Origin of the sequence: Cellulosimicrobium cellulans (assembly GCF_042723955.1) — a bacterium.
GTDB lineage: Bacteria > Actinomycetota > Actinomycetes > Actinomycetales > Cellulomonadaceae > Cellulosimicrobium > Cellulosimicrobium cellulans_H.
The window spans coordinates 1-6,417 of the sequence record NZ_JBHXIC010000143.1 but is presented as its reverse complement, the minus strand read 5'-3'; the positions used below and the strand labels follow the sequence as shown (position 1 = coordinate 6,417).

Here is a 6,417-nt window from a genome sequence, read left to right as displayed (position 1 = left end):
TCGCCCGCGCTCGCCGAGCGCGCCCCTCCCGAGCCCCCCGGGCCGGTGGCCGCTCGCCCGCTGGTTCACCGCAGTCGGGCGGCCAGACGACGTCGCCGCGCGCTGGCAGTGGAACCGGCGCAGCGCCCCGACGTCGCTCGAGGAGAACATCGACGGGATGCCCGAGGACGACGACCTCAACTACCCGATCCTCGCGCTCGCCCTGCTGGAGCGGCACGGGCGCGGCTTCACGACGGACGACGTCGCGCAGCTCTGGCTCGACGCGCTGCCCGCGGGCCGGGTGTTCACGGCCGAGCGCGCCGCGTACCGCAACATCCTCGACGCGCGGCCGGTGCCGGAGACGGCGACGCACCACAACCCGTTCCGGGAGTGGATCGGCGCGCTCATCCGCACGGACGTGCTCGGCTGGGTCTCGCCCGGCGACGTGCGCGAGGCCGCGCGCCTCGCGTGGACGGACGCGCGCCTGAGCCACACGCGCAACGGCGTGTACGGGGCGATGTGGGCCGCCGCGCTCGCGTCGGCGGCCATGGTCTGCGACACGGTGGACGACGTGCTCGACGCCGCGGACGCCGTCGTGCCGCCGGGCAGCCGCCTGGCCGCCGCGATCCGGCTCGGCCGGGACGCGGGCCGCGACGGCGACGCGTCCGAGGCGGGGGTGCGCGCCGGGCTCGACACGATCCACGCCGCGTACGGCGACCTGCACTGGGTGCACGTGCTGAACAACGCCGCGGTGATCGCCTACGCGCTCACGGCGGGGCGCGCGGCGGACGGCCGCGGGGACTTCGGCGCGAGCGTCGCGATCGCCGTCACCGCGGGCTGGGACACCGACTCGGCGGGAGCGACGGTCGGTGGCGTGGTGGGTGCGCTGCAGGGCGTCGAGGGCATCGGTCAGCGGTGGACGCGCCCGCTCGACAGCCACATCGCGACCTCGCTGCCCGGCGGCGAGCAGAGGATCGTGGACCTCGCGGCGCGGACGGTCGCGCTCGCGACGGTCCCGGTCGTGGTGGCCGGGGGAGCCGTGCATGGTCCCACGGAGGAGGCACAGGCATGAGCACGACGGCGGACGAGGAGCGGGGCGCCACGGTCCCGGGCGGGTCGGGACGGGTCGTGGTGGTCGGGTCGGCGAACGTCGACCTCGTCGTCGACGTGCCGCGCCACCCCGGCGGCGGCGAGACCATCCTCGGCGGCGAGCTGCGGCGCAACCCCGGCGGCAAGGGCGCGAACCAGGCGGTCGGCGCGGCGCGCGCGGGCGGTGCCGAGACGACGTTCGTCGGCGCGCTCGGGCACGACGACGCGGCCGACCTGCTGCTCGCGTCGCTCGACCGCGGCGGGGTGCGCACCGACCTCGTCGAGCGCGTGGACGCCGCGACGGGCACCGCGCTCATCACCGTCTCGCCCGACGGCGAGAACGCGATCGTCGTCGCGCCCGGCGCGAACTCGCACGTGACGGTCGGCGCGGCGCAGGCGGAACGGATCGCCGCGGCGGACGTCGTCCTCGCGCAGCTCGAGATCCCGCTCGACGTCGTGCGCGCCGCCGCGGCCGCGCGCCGTCCCGGCGCGCTGCTGGTCCTCAACGCGGCGCCGTCGCGTGACCTGCCGGACGACCTCTGGAACACGATCGACGTGCTCGTCGTCAACGAGCACGAGGCCGCCGACCTCGCCGGGGTTGACGTCCGTGCAGCGCCACGCACCGGAGACGCGCAGGGCGTCGCGGGCGCTCCGGGTCCCGAGGGGTCGACGGCGCGCGAGACCGACCCGCACAGCCTCGCGAGTCTCCTGCTCCTGCGCGTCCCGGCCGTCGTCGTGACGCTCGGCGGCCGGGGGAGCCTCGTGGCCGAGCGCCTGCCCGGGGGGAAGCTGCTCACCGACGTCTCCGCGGTCCCCGTCGAGGCCGTGGACACCACCGGCGCGGGCGACACGTTCTGCGGCGTCCTCGCCGCGGCGCTCGCGCGCGGCGCGGACCTGCCCGACGCCGCGCGGCTGGCCGCCGCCGCGGGCGCGCTCGCGGTGACCCGCCCCGGGGCGCAGGACGCCGTGCCCGACGCGGCGGACGTCGTCGCGCTCGCCGAGCGTGCCGAGAACCCCGCCCGCCCGACCTGAGCCACTCCGCAGCACGTCCGAGCGCGGGCCCGGCCCGCCGAGGGAAAGGCACCATGACCTACACGTTCGACCCGCTCGTCCCGCGACCGATCGACCGGCCGACCGAGGTCGCGCTCGACGGGCCGCTCACGCCCGAGCCGTCCCTCGCGCTCGACGAGGCGAAGATCTTCGTCGGCCCGGCCGACCCCGCCGACCGCCCCGCCTGGCGCGAGCGTCTCGCCGCGTGGCGCGACGACGCGCGCCGCCGCCACGGGTACACGGGCGCCGCGTACGACCGCCCGGACGCCGCGTGGGCCGCGGGGTGCTCGACGGTCGCGCAGGTCTGGCTGTGGGACGAGCTGCTGTACTCGTTCGAGGAGCACCGGTTCACGCCCGAGCGGTTCCTCGCCGACGCGCGCGAGCGGTTCGGCGGCCTCGACGCCGTCGTGCTGTGGCACGCGTACCCTGTCATCGGGATCGACGACCGCAACCAGTGGGACTTCTACCGCGACGTCCCGGGGATCGTCGACCTCGTGCGGACGTTCCACGACGCGGGCCTGCACGTGTTCGTCGACTACAACCCGTGGGACGTCGGCACGCGTCGCGGCGACGACGACCTCACCGAGCTCGCGGCCGTCGTGCGCGACCTCGGCGCCGACGGCGTCTTCCTCGACACGCTGAAGAAGGCCGAGCCGGAGCTCGTGGCGCGGCTCGAGGCCGCGCGCCCGGGGATCGTCCTGGAGGGCGAGTCCAAGCTCCCGGTCGAGCGCATCGAGGACCACTCGTCGTCGTGGGCGCAGTTCTTCGCCGACTCGCCCGTGCCCGGCGTGCTGCGCGCGCACTGGTACGAGCGGCGGCACATGCAGCACCACGTGCGCCGCTGGCACCGCGACCACTCCGAGGAGCTCCAGTCCGCGTGGCTCAACGGCGTGGGCGTCATGGTGTGGGAGGTCGTGTTCGGCGTGTGGGTCGGCTGGTCGGCGCGCGACGCGGCGACGGTGAAGCGCCTGGTCACGGTCCAGCGCGCCGCGCGGCCGCTCCTGCTGGAGGGGGAGTGGACGCCGCTGGCCGAGCTCGCGCCCGAGGCGGAGGAGGCCGGTGTCTACGCGTCGCGCTGGGAGCTCGACGGCGTGACCCTGTGGACGGTCGTCAACCGGGGCGCGGCCGACTACGGGGGCACGCTGCTCGCGGGCGGCGGGGACGGCGCGGATGTGCGCGTGCCCGGTCGGGGGATCGCCGCGGCGCTGCACGTGGCCGACGGCGCGGGGGAGCCCGCGTGGCTGCAGCACCTGCGCGACGTGGTCGCCTCGCTCGACGAGACCGCGCCGCACGACCCCGACGCGCGCTTCCCGCACCGGCTCGCGCGACGCCTCGACGCGTCTGTCCCCACGTCCGCGCCGACCAGGGGGACGGAACCGGCCGGGCCGGGGGCCGTCGTCGGGCAGGACGCCGCCCGGGCGACGGGTGCGCCCGGGGCGGGCGCCGTCGTCGTCCCCGCGGGGCCGTACGTGCTGACCGTCCGGCACCGCGCGCGCGAGACCGGGATGTACCAGGGCGCGCCGTACGTGGACGAGTGGAAGCCGCTCCCGCCGCGCCTGCACGACGCGCGGACCCTCCAGCGCGACGGCGAGCTCGCCGCCCCCGGGGCGGTGGGCCGCGACGTGACGAACGCGGAGTTCGCGGAGTTCCTCACGGCCACCGGGTACGTGCCCGCCGTCGCGCACCGCTTCCTCGCGTACTGGGTCGACGGCCGTCCCGCGCCCGGCACGGAGGACGAGCCCGTGACCTTCGTCGACCTCGACGACGCCCGCGCGTTCTGCGCGTGGCGCGGCGGGCGCCTGCCCACCGAGGACGAGTGGCAGCTCGCGGCCGAGCAGCCCGGCTGGACGCGCGGCGAGCCCGCCGTGTGGAGCTGGACGGGCTCCGAGCACTCCGACGGCCGCACGCGGTTCGTCATGCTCAAGGGCGGCAGCGACTACCGCGCCGACGGCTCCGACTGGTACGTCGAGGGCGGGCGCCACGCCCCCGACCACGCGGTCAAGCTCCTCGTCCCCGGCCTGGGGCTCGCGCGCGGCGCGACCGTCGGGTTCCGCTGCGCGTGGGACCTCGCCGACGACCAGCCCGTCCACGATCAGCCCGCCGAGGAGGTGACGGCATGACGGACGCACCGCGCGTCTCGCGCGACCCCGCCGCCGGCGCGCTCGCGGGTCTGCGCGTCGTCGACGCGTCGACGCTGTTCGCCGGACCCATGGCGGCGATGCACCTCGGTGACCTGGGCGCCGACGTCGTCAAGGTCGAGCACCCCACGAAGCCCGACCCGTCGCGCACGCACGGCGCCGCGAAGGACGGCGTGAACCTGTGGTGGAAGACGCTCGGGCGCAACAAGCGCACCGTCACCGCGAACCTCGGGAGCGACGGTGGCCGCGAGGTGTTCCTCGCGCTCGTCGCCGAGGCGGACGTCGTCGTCGAGAACTTCCGGCCCGGCACGCTCGAGCGCTGGGGCCTCGGCTACGACGAGCTGTCCGCGCGCAACCCGCGGCTCGTGCTCGCGCGCGTGAGCGGGTTCGGGCAGGTCGGCCCGTACCGCACCCGCCCCGGGTTCGGCACGCTCGCCGAGGCGATGAGCGGGTTCGCCGCGATGACCGGCGAGCCCGACGGCCCGCCGACCCTCCCGCCGTTCGGGCTCGCCGACGGCGTCGCGTCGCTCGCGACCGCGTTCGCCGTCATGGTCGCGCTGTCCACGCGCGAGCGCACCGGGCACGGGCAGGTCGTCGACACGGCGATCATCGAGCCCATCCTCGCGATGCTCGGCCCGCAGATCACGCGCTGGGACCAGCTCCGCACCGTGCAGCCACGCACCGGCAACCGGTCCGCGAACAACGCGCCGCGCAACACCTACCGCACGCGCGACGGGCAGTGGGTCGCGGTGTCGACGTCGGCGCAGTCCATCGCCGAGCGCGTCATGCGTCTCGTCGGGCGCCCCGAGATCGTCGACGAGCCCTGGTTCGCGAGCGGCGTCGAGCGCGCGCAGCACGCCGACCTGCTCGACGAGGCCGTCGGCGGCTGGATCGCGCAGCGCACGCGCGACGAGGTCGTCGCCGCGTTCGAGGAGGCGCAGGCCGCCGTCGCGCCGATCTACGACGCCCAGGACATCGTCGACGACCCGCAGTTCCGCGCGCTCGGCACGATCCACGAGATCGAGGACCCCGAGCTCGGGCCGATGCTCATGCAGGGCCCGCTGTTCCGGATGTCCGAGAACGACGGCGTCATCCGCTTCACCGGCCGCGCGCACGGCGCCGACACCGACACCGTGCTGGGCGAGCTGGGCTTCTCGCCCGAGCGCGTCGCCGAGCTCCGGGCCGAGGGGGCGGTGTGACGGGCCGGGGCGACCGGCCGGGCGCCGCGCCGCCGCTGACGCTGCTGTACGTGCCCGCGGACCGGCCCGACCGGGTCGCGAAGGCGCTCGGGTCGGCGGCCGACGTCGTGCTCGTCGACCTCGAGGACGCCGTCGCGCCGGCGCGCAAGGACGAGGCGCGGGCGCACGCCGCCGCGCTGCTCGACGAGGCCGCCGCCGCGCGCGGGGTCCAGGTGCGCGTCAACCACCCGGCGACGCCGTGGCACGCCGACGACGTCGCGACCCTCGCGGGACTGCCGCTCGCCGTCGGGGCGCGCGCGCCGAAGGTCGAGTCCGCCGACGAGGTGCGCGCGCTCGCCGCGGCGCTCCCCGGGCGGGCGCTGCACCTGCTGGTCGAGTCGGCGCTCGGCGTCGAGCGCGCGTTCGAGCTCGCGACGGCGTCGCCGCAGGTCGCGTCCATCGGGCTCGGCGAGGCCGACCTGCGCTCCGACCTGCGGGTCGACGACGAGGCCGGGCTCGCGTGGGCGCGCAGCCGGGTCGTCGTCGCGGCCCGGGCGGCGGGGCTGCCGTCGCCCGCGATGTCCGCGTTCACGCACGTGCGCGACCTCGACGGGCTCGCGGCGTCGTGCCGCGCCGGGCGGGCGCTCGGCTTCTGCGGCCGCACCGCGATCCACCCCGCGCAGCTCGACACCATCCGCGACGCGTTCCTCCCGACCCCGGACGAGGTGGACCGCGCGCGCGAGGTCGTCGAGCGCGTCGGCGACGCCGCGGCGTCGGGCACGGGCGTCGTGGCGCTCGCCGACGGCACGTTCCTCGACGTCGCGATGGTCGAGCGCGCGCGCACCGTGCTGGCCCTGGCGGGCCGCCGCCCGCCCGGCTAGCGCGGCCGGCGAGCGCGGCCAGCACCCGTGCGGCGGGCCGCGCCGAGAACGACCCTCCTCCCGGTCGAGCACGACGTTGCTGTCGCCATCGGCCCGGTCGCG

General features: G+C 76.9%; 5 protein-coding genes. All 5 read left to right on the top strand.

Annotated features, from left to right (window positions below):
• On the top strand, positions 1-1,051 hold a 1,051-nt coding region (locus ACFWH7_RS20455), incomplete at its 5' end, for an ADP-ribosylglycohydrolase family protein (protein ID WP_378219424.1).
• Positions 1,048-2,100, top strand: a complete 1,053-nt coding sequence (locus ACFWH7_RS20450; RefSeq protein ID WP_378219422.1) for a ribokinase — start codon at positions 1,048-1,050, stop codon at positions 2,098-2,100. The genes ACFWH7_RS20455 and ACFWH7_RS20450, both read left to right, overlap by 4 nt.
• 53 nt (positions 2,101-2,153) lie before the next feature.
• Complete coding sequence (locus ACFWH7_RS20445; RefSeq protein ID WP_378219419.1) at positions 2,154-4,238, top strand: SUMF1/EgtB/PvdO family nonheme iron enzyme; 2,085 nt, start codon at positions 2,154-2,156, stop codon at positions 4,236-4,238.
• The gene (locus ACFWH7_RS20440; RefSeq protein WP_378219417.1) at positions 4,235-5,455 is read left to right on the top strand and encodes a CaiB/BaiF CoA transferase family protein; all 1,221 of its coding nucleotides are present in this window, start codon (positions 4,235-4,237) and stop codon (positions 5,453-5,455) included. The genes ACFWH7_RS20445 and ACFWH7_RS20440 overlap by 4 nt, the downstream gene beginning before the upstream one ends.
• Complete coding sequence (locus ACFWH7_RS20435) at positions 5,452-6,315, top strand: HpcH/HpaI aldolase/citrate lyase family protein (protein ID WP_378219415.1); 864 nt, start codon at positions 5,452-5,454, stop codon at positions 6,313-6,315. Before ACFWH7_RS20440 ends, ACFWH7_RS20435 begins: the two co-directional genes overlap by 4 nt.
• Positions 6,316-6,417 lie beyond the last annotated feature (102 nt).